This window comes from Pseudomonas sp. 1L-C-7-B-C1, assembly GCF_057291635.1.
Map to the genome: position 1 here is coordinate 113,573 of NZ_JBXAWH010000005.1, position 13,330 is coordinate 126,902.

8 protein-coding genes are annotated in these 13,330 nt (G+C 61.3%); 4 read left to right on the forward strand and 4 right to left on the reverse strand.

Going from position 1 to position 13,330, the window contains the following annotated elements:
* Positions 1-312 precede the first annotated feature (312 nt).
* The 3 genes from egtB (at position 313) to AC0Z8Z_RS09865 (ending at position 4,881) form a co-directional block, all read left to right on the forward strand.
* Positions 313-2,460, forward strand: a complete 2,148-nt coding sequence (egtB, locus tag AC0Z8Z_RS09855) for an ergothioneine biosynthesis protein EgtB (RefSeq protein ID WP_485618981.1) — start codon at positions 313-315, stop codon at positions 2,458-2,460.
* 168 nt (positions 2,461-2,628) lie between these two features.
* Entirely contained in the window at positions 2,629-3,726 is a 1,098-nt protein-coding gene (locus AC0Z8Z_RS09860) for an enoyl-CoA hydratase/isomerase family protein (RefSeq protein ID WP_485618982.1), read from the forward strand.
* Positions 3,727-3,729: 3 nt separating this feature from the next.
* Positions 3,730-4,881 carry an acyl-CoA dehydrogenase family protein gene (locus tag AC0Z8Z_RS09865; RefSeq protein ID WP_485618983.1) on the forward strand — a complete coding sequence of 384 codons (1,152 nt, stop codon included), beginning with the start codon at positions 3,730-3,732 and terminating at the stop codon, positions 4,879-4,881.
* An 81-nt stretch (positions 4,882-4,962) separates the two neighbouring features.
* Here AC0Z8Z_RS09865 and AC0Z8Z_RS09870 read toward each other — a convergent pair whose 3' ends face one another.
* Positions 4,963-10,260: a hypothetical protein gene (locus AC0Z8Z_RS09870; protein WP_485618984.1), complete on the reverse strand. Its 5,298-nt coding sequence runs from the start codon at positions 10,258-10,260 to the stop codon at positions 4,963-4,965.
* A gap of 226 nt (positions 10,261-10,486) precedes the next feature.
* Positions 10,487-11,050 (reverse strand): NADPH-dependent FMN reductase, encoded by a 564-nt coding sequence (locus AC0Z8Z_RS09875; protein WP_122537624.1) that lies wholly within the window; start codon positions 11,048-11,050, stop codon positions 10,487-10,489.
* A gap of 340 nt (positions 11,051-11,390) precedes the next feature.
* On the opposite strand from AC0Z8Z_RS09875, the gene AC0Z8Z_RS09880 reads away from it, so the two are divergent.
* On the forward strand, positions 11,391-11,603 hold the full coding sequence (locus AC0Z8Z_RS09880; protein ID WP_272631017.1) for a hypothetical protein: 213 nt from the start codon (positions 11,391-11,393) through the stop codon (positions 11,601-11,603).
* A 62-nt stretch (positions 11,604-11,665) separates the two neighbouring features.
* Here the strand turns inward: AC0Z8Z_RS09880 and AC0Z8Z_RS09885 are convergent, their stop codons facing one another.
* Positions 11,666-12,253 carry a GNAT family N-acetyltransferase gene (locus AC0Z8Z_RS09885; RefSeq protein WP_485618985.1) on the reverse strand — a complete coding sequence of 196 codons (588 nt, stop codon included), beginning with the start codon at positions 12,251-12,253 and terminating at the stop codon, positions 11,666-11,668.
* 194 nt (positions 12,254-12,447) lie between these two features.
* Positions 12,448-13,200: a DNA polymerase III subunit epsilon gene (dnaQ, locus tag AC0Z8Z_RS09890; RefSeq protein ID WP_485619101.1), complete on the reverse strand. Its 753-nt coding sequence runs from the start codon at positions 13,198-13,200 to the stop codon at positions 12,448-12,450.
* Between the last annotated feature and the right edge of the window lie 130 nt (positions 13,201-13,330).

Genomic DNA, 13,330 nt, shown 5'->3' on the forward strand with positions numbered 1-13,330 from the left:
GTATCGTGCACAGCGCACTTGCAGCGATTGGCCAGCAGGTTACCGCAGACGGCGCGCGGGTTGGCCATCGGTCACCAACCGGGCGAATCAGCCGGCGGCGGGACTACACTCGAAGCTTGCCGTTAAATCCATGCAAAACGCTGATAATCCAGGGCATCAACGTACTCGTGGACAAGGGCCATCCTTCGTTTGGATATTTCGGTTGAACATTCCGGGCGACCCGAGTCTCAAACCCTGAATCGCCGTACCGCCTGGCTGCGTGGAATCAGTCCACCGGGCCCACCGGGCATCGGCTACGCCGGAGAGCACCTGATGACGCGCCAATTACGCCAGCTTCGCGAAACATCCTCCACTCACACCCTGTGCCAGCGCTTTCAGAGCGTGCGCGACCGTACCGAGTTTCTGGTCGAGCCGCTGAGCGCCGAGGACATGGTGGTGCAGTCGATGCCTGACGCCAGCCCGGCCAAGTGGCACATGGCGCACACCACGTGGTTCTTCGAGACATTCCTGCTGATCCCGAACCTGTCGGCCTACGAACCCTTCGATCCGACATTCGGCTACCTGTTCAACTCCTATTACGAAGCCGTCGGCCCGCGCCATCCGCGTCCGCAACGCGGCCTGATGACCCGGCCGAGTGTCGATCAGGTCCTGGCCTACCGCAGGCACGTCGACGAAAACATGACCACGCTGCTGATGACGCCGCTGAGCGACGAGATGACCAGCCTGATCGAACTCGGGCTGGCCCACGAAGAGCAGCATCAGGAACTGCTGCTGATGGACATTCTCCATCTGTTCAGCCTCTCGTCGCTGAAACCTGCCTATAGCCCACGCTGGCCGAAGGACCTGTCCGGACGCCGCGGTCATTTCAAGCCGCTAAGCGCCGGCCTGACCGAGATTGGCCACGACGGCGACGGCTTTTCGTTTGACAACGAAGGCCCACGCCACACCACCTACCTGCAGTCCTTCGAGATCAGCGACCGGCTGGTGACCAATGGGGAATGGCTGAGCTTTATTGCCGACGGCGGCTATCACACCGCTGCGTTGTGGCTGTCCGAAGGATGGACGCTGGTGCAGGAACACGGCTGGAATTCACCGATGTACTGGCAGCACGACGAGAACGGCTGGAAGCGCATGAGCCTGCGCGGTCTTGAGTCGATCGACCCGTCAGCGCCGGTCACCCACATCAGTTATTACGAAGCCGCCGCATTTGCACTGTGGGCCGATGCGCGCCTGCCCACCGAGGCCGAATGGGAAGCCGCTGCCCGCGCCGGTCTGCTGGAGCAAGTGGACGACGTCGCCTGGCAGTGGACCCAAAATGCCTACAGCGCCTACCCCGGTTTCAAGCCGTCGGTGGGCGCCGTCGGCGAGTACAACGGCAAGTTCATGGTCAATCAGATGGTCCTGCGGGGCGGTGCCAGCATCACGTCGCCCGATCACTGCCGCCTGACCTATCGCAACTTCTTCCACGCCGACAAGCGCTGGATGGTTTCGGGCCTGCGCCTGGCCCGTGACAGCCGTCAGCCCGGCGTGGTTGACCCGAACGACAGCGAGTTTGCCCGCGACGTCGTGGCCGGTCTCGGCGCCCCGGAGAAAACCCTGTCGCCCAAGTATTTCTACGACGCAGCGGGTTCCGACCTGTTCGAAGCCATCTGCGAAACGCCTGAGTACTACCCCACCCGCGCTGAAACCGGGCTGCTGAAAAGCATCGCCGGGCAGATCGCCGCGACCATCCCACACGGCGCAGCGCTGGTGGAATTCGGCAGCGGCGCCAGTGAGAAGACGCGCCTGGTGCTCGATGCCGCGCCGCACATCGCCGTGTACGTGCCGATCGACATCAGTGCAACTGCGCTGAACAAGGCCGCACGGTCATTGCGCCAGCGCTACCCTTCACTGATCGTGGCGCCGCAAGTGGACGATTTCACCCGGGTGCTTACGCTGCCTGAAGAGGCCGACGGCCACACCCGTGTGGGTTTCTTTCCGGGTTCTACCATCGGCAACTTCAGCCACGAGCAGGCCGTGGATTTCCTCCACAGCGCTCACGACGTGCTGGGTGAAAATGCCCATTTCATTGTAGGGGTCGATCTGGTCAAGGATGAGCAGACGCTGGTGGCCGCGTACGACGACGCCGAGGGCGTGACCGCGCAGTTCAACAAGAACCTGCTGACCCGCATCAATCGCGAGCTGCACGCCGACTTCGATGTTTCCGCCTTTGATCACCTGGCTGTCTGGAACGCCGATCAAGCCTGCATGGAAATGCACCTGGTCAGCCGCAAACAGCAGAGCGTCACCGTCGCCGGCCACACCTTCCGGTTCGCTGCCGGTGAACGGCTGCACACCGAGAACTCCCACAAGTTTACCGTCGAGTCGTTCACTGAACTGGCGGCCCGTGCAGGGTGGACCGTCAGCGAATGCTGGATCAGCGACGCGCCGCAAATGGCGCTGTTCAGTTTGCAGGCTTGATGGAGATCACTGTTCTCCCACGATTGCGGTCGGTTGATGCCTCGACATTCCCACAGGATTCTCCAGTGTCATTTGCAAAATGGCGCTGGTAGCATCCGTTAGCACCCTCACGGATCCCGGGGGTTCAGCCGGGGATTGAGCACAACAATAATCAACAGGGAGTCAGCGATGACGGCTCAGGTCTTACCTGCCGAATACGCGGGCCAGCAATCAGCCTGCGCGAGCGTTCTGTCCGACGTTCGCAATCACATTGGTCACCTCACCCTCAACCGCCCCCAGGGCCTCAACGCCATCGACCTGCACATGGTCCGGCAGCTGCAGTTTCAGCTGGACGCCTGGGCGAAGGATGACGACGTCTACGCCGTGGTCCTGCGCGGCGCCGGCGAAAAGGCGTTCTGCGCCGGCGGCGACATCCGCTCGTTGTACGACAGCTTCCACGCCGGTCGAACCGAGCACCTGGACTTCTTTGTTGAAGAATACGCGTTGGACCTCACGCTGCATCGTTACCGCAAACCCGTCGTCGCCCTGATGGACGGCTTCGTGCTGGGCGGCGGCATGGGGCTGGCGCAAGGCGCAGACCTGCGCGTCGTCACTGAACGTAGCCGTCTGGCGATGCCGGAAGTGGCGATCGGTTATTTCCCTGACGTCGGCGGCAGCTACTTTCTGTCCCGGGTCCCCGGCGAGCTGGGAATCTATCTGGGCGTCACCGGTGTGCAGATCCAGGCCGCCGACGCGCTGTATTGCGGTCTGGCGAACTGGTACCTCGACGGCGAACGCCTCGATGACCTCGATCTGCAGCTGGATAACCTGAAGTGGAGCCTGACCCCGCTCAAGGACTTGCAGGGCGCGCTGGCGAAAATCGGCGTGCAGCATCTGCCCGCCCCGCCGCTGGCCCGGTTGCGGCCAGCCATCGATCACTTCTTCGCCCTGCCAGACGTCCCAAGCATCATCGAGCAACTGCTGGAAGTGAGTGTCTTTGACACCCATGCCTGGGCCATCGACACCGCTCACCTGATGCAAACCCGCTCACCACTGGCCATGGCAGTGACCCTGGAGCTGCTGCGCCGCGGCCGGCACTTGCCGCTGGAGCGCTGTTTCGCCCTGGAGCTGCACCTGGACCGCCAGTGGTTTGAACGCGGTGACCTGATCGAAGGCGTTCGTGCCTTGATCGTCGACAAAGACAAGAAACCGCAATGGAGCCCTTCCAGCGTGCAGGCCCTGGATGCCGAGCACGTGGCAAGCTTCTTCAGCGGTCATGAGGGGTGACCTATGCAAGATCTTGAACTGACCGAAGAACAAGTGATGATCCGCGACATGGCGCGAGACTTCGCGCGCAACGAAATCGCGCCCCATGCTCAAGCCTGGGAAAAAGCCGGCTGGATCGACGACGGGCTGGTGGCCAAGATGGGCGAACTGGGCCTGCTTGGCATGATCGTTCCGGACGAATGGGGCGGCAGCTACATTGACTACGTGGCCTATGCGCTGGCAGTGGAAGAGATCTCCGCCGCCGACGGCGCCACCGGCACACTGATGAGCGTGCACAGCTCAGTGGGATGCGGGCCAGTGCTCAACTACGGCAGCGACACGCAGAAACAACAGTGGCTTGAAAAACTCGCCAGCGGCCAGGCCATCGGTTGCTTCTGCCTGACCGAACCCCAGGCGGGGTCCGAAGCTCACAACCTGCGCACCCGCGCGGAGTTGAAAGACGGCGAATGGGTGCTCAATGGCGCCAAGCAGTTCGTCAGCAATGGCAAGCGCGCGCAGTTGGCGATCGTCTTCGCCGTCACCGATCCGGAGCTGGGCAAGCGCGGTTTGTCGGCGTTTCTGGTGCCCACCGACAACCCTGGTTACAGCGTTGACCGCATGGAACACAAAATGGGTATCCGCGCCTCCGACACCTGCGCGGTGACCCTGAACGACTGCCGGATTCCGGCGGAGAACCTGTTGGGTGAACGGGGCAAAGGTCTTTCGATAGCCCTTTCGAACCTGGAAGGCGGGCGTATCGGCATTGCCGCCCAGGCCCTGGGCATCGCTCGCGCCGCATTCGAAGCCGCGCTGGGGTACGCCCGCGAGCGGGTGCAGTTCGACAAGCCGATCATCGAACACCAGAGCGTCGCCAATCTGCTGGCCGACATGCACACCCGCATCAACGCCTCGCGGTTGCTGGTCCTGCACGCTGCACGCCTGAGAACGGCGGGCAAACCCTGCCTGTCGGAAGCGTCCCAGGCCAAGCTGTTCGCCTCGGAAATGGCCGAGTGGGTCTGCTCCAAGGCCGTGCAGATTCATGGTGGCTACGGCTATCTGGAAGATTACCCGGTGGAGAAATATTATCGGGACGCGCGGATCACTCAGATCTACGAGGGCTCCAGCGAAATCCAGCGTTTGCTGATCGCCCGCGAGCTAAGGCACTACGCGCTGTAAGGGTCAGCCGGTTCGCCGGCACGCCCTCGCCTGCTCACCACCCTGGGAACGCCGAGCCCCTCAACGCTCGGCGTTTGTCACTTAGCGGCCGCCCGGCGAAGAGGCAGGCACCACAAAGCTGCGTCTTCCCAGCCGCAGGATCAGCAGGGTCACCGAATCGGCATTGGCCAGTAGAATCTTGCTCCGTTTACTTGCATCGCTCAGAAACACGTCCCGGGCCTCGTCCAGAGTCTTGGTGCGCGCAAGCTTCAGGATAGCGCCGTGTTCAAAGCCCTCATCTTCATCGAAATCACGCCACTCGCCCTCTTTCAGATGCAGAAACAGCTCATTGCGCGTGCTCAGATGGGACAAGCCATAGGTTTGCAGGCGCTCGATGTCCGCTTTCAGCTTGATGTTGTTGGCGTTGTTCTCCATTAGCAGGTCGGGATACGGCGCCGTAGTCTCCAGATAGGCGATGTCGTGGGTATCGAGCACCAGGTGCGAGAGTTCATGGATCAACGTCGCGGCGCGGTAATGGGCCGGGCAATCGAAGCCCTGGGCGGCCGCCTCGGGTGTGAGCGGGAACGGCGGCGCGTCGAAATAGCGATCGGTCAGGAACACGCGCTTTTTCGGGTCCCGCTTGATGACGAAACCCATGGTCCCTGAATGGCCTGCTCGACTGGTGCCCACCACGAACCGTGGCGATGAATACGGCGACAGCGAGGCATCCATGACCTCATCGAACAGCGCCTTGATCGCGCGCTCGGTCTCGACCAACAGCTCGGGATCGGGCTGACTGACGCCAAAAAAGTCACCGATGATTTGCGTGACACGCGGGTGCAGCGCCGCGCCGGGTTTATGCACGTTCAGGTTATCCAGCGCGTTTTCAAGGTAGCGCTTGGCCTGCAGGTGAGCCTCGCCGATATGCTGCGCGCGTTCGCGAAAGAACTGGCGTATCTCGGGCATGCCAGTGGCTTCGATGAGCAAGACGTCATCGGCGCTGACGTCCGCGGCGTGTGTACGCAACTTGGTCATTGCCCCGCCGCCGCCCTTGAGACCGGACTCAATGTCCAGCTGCCAGCGTTGCTTTTCATCCAGCCTGATGAGCGGGCCGGAGGTCCGGTCCGCGCCAATGATCATCCATCTGCCGTTATTGGCCTCGCGTCGCACTTGATATACCCGTCCGGCGACGGCTGCATAAGCCCTTCCGTTGGTCGGGTCCATAAACAGACTCAGCAATTCATCGCGACGCAGATTTTTGAGCGAGATGTTCCGGGCTTCCAGCGCCTGCAGGCGTTTTAGCTGCTCGGCGGTGAGTGTGACCCCACCCCAGGAAAAGTCCGAGGGCGTCAAGTCATCGTCCGTTACCAGGTCGCCGCCGATCAACTCGTCCTTTTCGGCCTGCTCTCTGGCCGTCACCATCACGCCCAGCGCAGCAGAGAATTCGGAAATGGCCTCGCCCCAGTGACGCCCGGCAGCAGACTCCGCCGAAGCACGAAACAGCGTATGGCTCTGCCAGAACGCGACCATGGTGGCGAGCTTGCCGGGCACAATGCTCAGTGCCTGCTCCAGGCCCAGCGAAGCCAGGAATTTGCGGGACGACTGATCGGCCTCCTCGGTCGTGACCGTATCGGACGTGCCAATGTCCACCAGCAGGCTGACGGTGTCGGTGAACATGAACTGCAGCGAGTTGCCTTTTTCCTCATCCAGCGAAACCGTGACCGGCCCAGGGGTGTTAGTGGGCACGTCTCCCGGCCCCTGGTAGAAGAAAGGCAGATGAGGCTCGACGAACCCGCCATGCTCATATCGCTTGCGCACCTCCGCGTCCAGTCGTTCGAGCACCAGTTGTTGCAGTGTCGTGTCGCTGCGCAGATCGGCCAGCAGGGCTGACAGGCTGGCGTACTCGCGGAAGACGAGATCCGGGTGGAACACGGCGTGCAAAATCACCGGGCCGCTGTCAGGATCCTCGGCGCAGATCAGATAAACGCCCTTGACGGGGTCGGGGGTCATGCCTTCATCGGCGACCAGTCGCAGGGCACTGATGATCGTGCGCTCACCGTCGAAGGGTTCGCGGGCAATACCGTCGGGCATTTCAACCACCTGCGAGATGAATTCGCAGGCTCGGAAACTCAACTTCCCTTGCAGCTTATGCTGCAGCGCCACGGCCTGCATCATCGGTGGAAGTTGGTTGACGAAGAGAGTGTTGCGCTTTTCCCAGTTGGCATCCGCCGGATTCAACGTCTGCCGCAGCAGTGTTCGGAACCCTGCGCCGACGTCCAGCCGACGGACAGTCCTGCGCACATAATCCGGCGTCATCAGGCGGCTGACATCGGGAAATTCGGTGGAGTGGATAGTCAACGCCGCCTCCGGAAAATCAACGAAGCGATTGATGGCGTAATCAGTCAGTGACTCGCTGTGCTCAAGTGTGGCGGCGGGAATCGCTGAAGGGATTTGCCCAACGCCGGGTGGCGCGGCGACGTAGCGACGCTGGGTGACGATAATCTGGTCGGGGTCCAGGTTGCGTCCGACGAAATCGCTGTTCATCTGATCAAGCAGTTTGGTGCGCGCGTATTCAGTAAGCGTCGGGACGCCAAAGAGAAAGTCCTCGCCCCCTTCGCTGGCAACAAAGAAACGACGCCATATCGCGTTATAGGCTCGAATGTCGCTGACCGATGCGGTCTTGAACCAGTCCGGCAACAGCTCTTCAAACAGCGTGTTGTCGATTCGGACCGCGAGCGCGTCAAGCATGTCGACCAGTTGCGTATCCAGTTCGGTGGCACGGGCGACGCCGGTAAAGAGCCCGGCTTCAAACCGACAACGCCGGGCACGGGCGCACAGTGCCTGGAGATTCTGTAACTGGCGGTTAAACACGCTCTGCTGTAACGCCTCGATTGCATGGCCGTCGCAACGACTGTAATCAACGCGAAGCTGTGCCTGCGGTTGTGTGCGCAGTTGGTTACGCAGCAGCGCCCGGTCACGTTCCCCCAGCAGACCCAACCAACGCTCGCTGTGCACACTGCGCAGTCGACTGTCTATTTGGTCGACCAATGCCTGCGCGGAGGGGAAATGCTCCCAACCCAGCAGGCTGGTCCAGAACATCAAACCTGCACCGGTCTGCAGCGGCTGCCAGAGCACCATCGCATCACTGAGGGTGGCACAGGCCTCAGGTCCGTAGGCCAGCGAGAGCGAAAACACGTCAGTCATCGAAGGGCCCGATTCTGTCCTCTGCGCACGGACTGGCGCGTTGAGCACTTGCATGACCATGCGCGCCGGATCGCTCGTGACCAACTCCATTCGCTGCCTCAGCGCCAGGTCCAGCCGCAACGCGTCTTCCCTGAGCACCAGTGCCATGGCAACCGGTTGCAGCTGCCTGTCGCCCAGGCGCGCAAGGGCAACGCGTGACTGCTCAAACCGATCCAGGTAGCGTTCGACGAAGTCCTCGGCAATGCGCTTGAGCATGAAGTTGATCAGTTCGATATCAAGGTGCGCCCCGCCCGCCTGGGAAGTGACCAGCACCTGCGCCGTGTGTACGAGGGGATCAGGTCGGTGACCACTCACGCGTTCAAGCAACAACGCCACCAGATCCATTGACGTGGCGCGCAAGGATTCACTGATGACGACAGAGGTCGGCTCGACGTCGGAGGTGGCAATTGGCAGCGATTCCAGCCAGCGCACCCGTACCTCACCCGCGCGCAGACCACGTGCCGAGGCCGCGCAGAGATAGCTCTGCAGTGCCTGCTCGGCGTAGCTGACCAGAACGTTGTCCAACTGGCGCAGATGCGCCGCGTTGGCATCGGATACCTGAGTTCTTTCCAGCCAGGACGGGGGCGACGGCTGGAGCACGGGTGGCTGGGAAGGCCCGGAGGGCGAGGGTTCAAGGAGGGCGCTCTCAGGCTCCGGCGCAAGGGCCACCTGAATCAGATCGTCCGCGGCGCTGCTGCACCAGACGGCGGCGAAGTCCATGGGCTGATCGTGCCGCCAGCGCCCGGCAGTGAAATGGACCTGACGCGGATCGATCAGGTAACGCACGTCCAGCGCATCGTCATACATCGCCGACACCTTCACGGACTCAGCTGACAAACCTGTGACGTACTGCAGATTGCGCAGTTGAAGCGCAAGGATGGAATCCACCCGTTCGCGGAGCAGTGGCCCGCCGATCGTATCCAGCGAAAGGGTCAAGGGACCTTCACGCAGCAACAATGGCTGGTCCACCAGCGCCAGTGTCGGGCGCAGCAGCTCGCGCCCCTCCGGGGTTGAGCAGAATGAACTCAGCGACGTCAGGTTGGCGAATCGGCGCAGGCCGTGCTCCGGCGTAAACCACAGCAGCGGCAGGTCGGCCGGGCTGAAATCGAAAACCAGTGTGCCGGCCAGTTGTGTAACGGTCCCGTCAGCCAGGTGCAGCACAAGACGTCTGCAGCGCACTTGAGCGTCTGACGAAATATAGAGCGGCGCCGAGATGAGCAACGGCTTCAGCCTTTCGTACTCTTGCCGAGTGAGGTTGCCCTCGTGGCCGTACCGGTACAGCTCATGGCACAGGCTGGTCGCGTAGACCTGAATAGCCATGTCGCGGCAGGAACCGGTCGCGCGTTGCTGGCTCCAGTACTCGCGCAGCAGCGCGGCGAATCGGTCAGGCAGCGCAGGAATCGTGTCGGCGAATGCCTGAGCGAATAGTTGGGCGTCGCGATCGCTCACTACTCGCCCCTGCGCATCCAGAAATTGCTGCGTCACCTCCGCAGTCTGCTCGGCATGGCAAAACGCTTCAAACGCCGTTTGCGCCAGGGTTTGAGTCATCAGCACCAACTCTTCGTCAGCGCTAAAAGCAGGTTGCACCATGCGCATAAGGTGCTTCGCCGGATCAATGAGCTGATCAGGCAACAGCCGATGCAGTTGCAGGGCCAGAGTGGAAGTTACAGCGCCTACCAGGTCCGGCGTTAACTTCAGTTGTTCGGTGAACTGCCTCACCGACTGCGCCTGATACTCAACGATGGCCTGCATCTGCGCCTGAAAAACGTCCTCGTCGATTTTTTCGTACTCGAACGCCGCGGAGGGGTCGTTGTTTGCAAAACGCCCAAGCAGCGTTTCAAGCAACTGCTGGCGACCGTCAAAGGCCTCGACCCCGGACGCCAGGGTAAACAGAAAAATCCGTGGGTCGGGGGTCTGACCGTGGCTGAACATCAGCGCAGCGCTGAGCTCAAGCGACGTGGGCGGGCCGTCATTGAGCAACAGCCGATCGACCCTGACCGGATCGGGATCATCGGCAGCCATCGCGCCTGCTGCGCGTCTGAGCCAGGTTTGTTCGGATGAGCCGAGCACGCCGGCAGCGAAAGCGTGGTCGAGTTCGTCGAGAAAGCGTTGTCGCAGTGACGCGCTGTTGAAGTACGTGGTGGTAACGGTGGACATGACAGCTCCTTGAGCACAAGCGCCCACGGCTGGCGTTGGCCGGCTGTGGGCAGAAAGGCTGGGAGCGTAGGGAAGAAATCCACCGCGACTGCGGTACATAACGCTGTACACGGGAAGGAAAATTCAGGATTGACTGGCGAAGGCGCGGCGACGTCAGGCCATGAATGCGAAAGGCCCGCACGTCGAGTGGCGTGCGGGCCTTTTAATCAGAAGACAGTCCAGCCGATCAGGCTTTCAACGTGCGCTCAACGTGGCCGGCGAACGCATCAATGATGTTCTGCAGGAACGGCCGGGTTTTCTCGCTCAGTTTGCCGTGCTCGTCAAAGAAGGTGCCGGCGTTGCCCAGATACGCTTCCGGCTGCTGCATGCACAGCACGTCGAGGAACACGAAGCACTGGCGCAGATGCTGATTGGCGCCGAAACCGCCGATCGCTCCAGGCGACGCACTGACCACCGCCGCCGGCTTTGCTTTGCCCCACGCGCTTTTGCCATAAGGGCGCGAGCCGACGTCGATGGCGTTCTTCAGCGCGCCCGGTACCGAGCGGTTGTATTCAGGGGTGACGAACAGAAAGCCGTCCGCGCCCTGCAAGGCTTCACGGAACGCGGTGTACGCGGCAGGCGGCGAATCGAGGTCGATGTCTTCGTTGTACAACGGCAGGTCGCCGATTTCGACGATGCTCAGCTTCAGGCTTGGCGGCGCCAGTTCGGCCAGTGCACGGGCCACTTTGCGGTTGATGGAGTCTTTCCTCAAGCTGCCGACGATGACTGCAATCGAATGAACCTGGCTCATGAAACGGACCTTCTGCTGTGGGAGGAAACAACAGTTATAGATGAAACAGGTGCGACATTCTGCGTTGTTTTTCCGTTGCTGATCATCGAAAGGTTCGATCCTGAAGCGCTGGCCTTCAGCGCGTCTATCGACAGGCCCCCTCGATCCCGGCGCTACCGTTGGTCGCGACTATTTTTTTACGCGGTGAAAACTACCCCTTGAAACGGCGGTCTGACTGCCTTAGGCGAATAAGGTCCCTGTAGAAATTTGGGAATTACCTTACAAGCGGCCACGGTTTATTCACTCGCGGTGTTAGGATGCGAGCGAAAACGAGCAGTTATTTCCAGAGGTTACAAAGCAAATGGCTTCAGTTCTAGTTGGGCAATTTCATGCGAGGGATGCGGAGGGTCGCGTTTACTCGGTGCATGAATTCCGTGAATCACAGCCTGACGAGGTTGATGGCGAGGAGCCCGTTTCCACTTATCGCCTGGCCATTGGTGACCGCGTCAAACATTTGGGCGGAGAAGAATTCGAGTTGATTCAGGGCAAGGTCAAGCTCATACGAGAGCATTGAAACACCCTGCAAGCCCGCCTCTCTCCCCACAGGCCGTGCAATTCGCGCGGCCACGAGTTCGGTTAGAGGGGCTTGCCACAGTGATCGACGCCCGGCGCGTCGAACAGCAGATACCAGAAAATCGCCGTTTCCTGCGTCGCCGGATCTATCGCGCGATAACGCAGATGATCCACCCCGCCGACCACAAATCCGTAGCGCTCATATAGCCGGCACGCCTCCAGATTATTGTTCTGGGTTTCCAGGGTGATGCCCGGCAGACCGCGCTTGCGGCTCCAGAACTGCGCCACGTCCAGCAGCTTTCGCGCCACGCCATTGCGCCGCGCCCCGGTGTCCACTGCCAGCTCGTCGATATGGGCGAAGCCATTCCAGTGCTGACTGACCACCACATGCCCCACAGGCTGTTCGTCAAGCCAGGCCACCAGCACGGTGCTGTTGGCGGCGTCCCGATAATCGCAGAACTCTTCCGAATCGATGCCGTAGTTTTTCAGGTAAGGCTCGACCGCATCGACGTGCCAGTGCGCAACTGGCTCGCCGATCTGCACCCGTGCGTAACCGGTGACGGTGAAGGTGAATTCGCTGTTGAGGATGTAGTCTTCGAAGCACTCGTCAGCGACACGAATGCTGAACGTCGGGCTGGACGTGTTCACCATGGGCCTCTCTCATCGAACAACCGCAGATGTATATGCCGACTCATGACTTCTGGCAGCTAGCTTGCTCGCGAAGAGGCCCTTACCTCCGGTACATCCGTAGCGCGTGGAATACCGTCTTCGTGAGCAAGGTGGAGCGCCACTCCGGTCACTCCCACACTTACTGCGTTTGCTCCGCGAGTGCGCGGCTTTCATCGTCAGGCTTCGGCCTGGGCTTGATTCCGGGCTTCGAGCAACTGGGTCCACAGCGCCGGGGCACCGGCGGATTTTGCGATAACGGCCAGACGCGCCTCATGCTCCGCCAGCTCTGACTCGCTGGCGATGATGATGCGGCCCGGCGTGCGATTGGCGATCCGTCGGATCTCGGAAGGACGGTCGGCGCCGCCCTCACCGTCGTTGTTGCCGGCCAGCGACAGGGTCGTCTGGCCACCGGTCATCGCCAGATAGACTTCGGCGAGAATCTCGGAGTCGAGCAAAGCGCCGTGCAGCTCGCGGCCAGAGTTGTCGACGTCGTAGCGTTTGCACAGCGCATCGAGGCTGTTGCGCTGGCCCGGATGACGTTCGCGGGCCATCGCCAGGGTGTCGAGGATTGTGCAGTAATTGCTCAGGTTGGCGCGATCGTGCTGGCCGATCAGGGCGAATTCGTTGTTCAGAAAGCCAACGTCGAACGCCGCGTTGTGGATGATCAGCTGAGCGCCTTTGACGAACTCGAAGAATTCGTCGGCCACTTCAGCGAAACGCGGCTTGCCGATCAGGAACTGGTCGGTGATGCCGTGAACGCCGATGGCGCCCTCGTCACTCTCCCGGTCCGGTTGCAGGTAAACGTGGAAATGCCGCCCGGTCAGACGTCGGCCAATCAGCTCGACGCAGCCGATTTCGATAACCCGGTGGCCGTCGGTAACGGGCATACCGGTGGTCTCGGTATCGAGGACAACCCTTCGTTCAGTGATGATGTTTTGTACAGTCATTGCCTACCGCCTCAGCTTCAGACGCGGATATTAGCATGGGGGTTTTGGGATGTGCGCAACCTTGCCAGCACGCACCTGCCAGTGTGGGAGCGAGCTTGCTCGCGAAGGGCCG

What these genes read in the sequence shown, in the direction of transcription:
- AC0Z8Z_RS09860 (WP_485618982.1), top strand. Translation starts at nt 2,629, where the DNA reads ATGACGGCTCAGGTCTTACCTGCCGAATACGCGGGCCAGCAATCAGCC.
- AC0Z8Z_RS09865 (WP_485618983.1), top strand. Translation starts at nt 3,730, where the DNA reads ATGCAAGATCTTGAACTGACCGAAGAACAAGTGATGATCCGCGACATG.
- AC0Z8Z_RS09875 (WP_122537624.1), bottom strand. Translation starts at nt 11,050, where the DNA reads ATGAGCCAGGTTCATTCGATTGCAGTCATCGTCGGCAGCTTGAGGAAA.
- AC0Z8Z_RS09885 (WP_485618985.1), bottom strand. Translation starts at nt 12,253, where the DNA reads ATGGTGAACACGTCCAGCCCGACGTTCAGCATTCGTGTCGCTGACGAG.
- egtB (WP_485618981.1), top strand. Translation starts at nt 313, where the DNA reads ATGACGCGCCAATTACGCCAGCTTCGCGAAACATCCTCCACTCACACC.
- AC0Z8Z_RS09870 (WP_485618984.1), bottom strand. Translation starts at nt 10,260, where the DNA reads ATGTCCACCGTTACCACCACGTACTTCAACAGCGCGTCACTGCGACAA.
- AC0Z8Z_RS09880 (WP_272631017.1), top strand. Translation starts at nt 11,391, where the DNA reads ATGGCTTCAGTTCTAGTTGGGCAATTTCATGCGAGGGATGCGGAGGGT.